We start from the raw sequence: 310 nt of genomic DNA on the forward strand, positions 1-310 counted from the left end.
TTGCCGGTGGAGCTGCCGAGCACCGACTGCAGCTGCTGCTGGGCCTGGCCGGAGAGGCCGAAGACGACCTGCAGCGACTCGCGCAGCTGGTCGCGCATGCCCTGCGGGGCGAACGCGCCGACCGCGAAGAGCAGCGGGACGGAGGCGAGGAAGGTCTGGGCGGCCAGCCGGGTGCCGGCGTCCAGCAGGTTCGCCGAGATCAGACGGCTGGTCAGCTCCGAGATCACCGGGAAGCGCCGCTCGGTGCCGGCGCGCAGCCTGCGCACGCGTTCCGCCCAGGCCGCCATGCCGCCACCACCTCCCGGCCCGC

At 74.5% G+C, this 310-nt stretch carries 1 pseudogene; it reads right to left on the bottom strand.

Annotation, left to right across the window (positions count from 1 at the left end):
• Nucleotides 1–287 (bottom strand): annotated as a pseudogene (locus BIV57_RS23135) (ribonuclease BN); the annotation flags it as partial.
• Nucleotides 288–310 lie beyond the last annotated feature (23 nt).

Origin of the sequence: Mangrovactinospora gilvigrisea, assembly GCF_001879105.1 — a bacterium.
GTDB lineage: Bacteria > Actinomycetota > Actinomycetes > Streptomycetales > Streptomycetaceae > Mangrovactinospora > Mangrovactinospora gilvigrisea.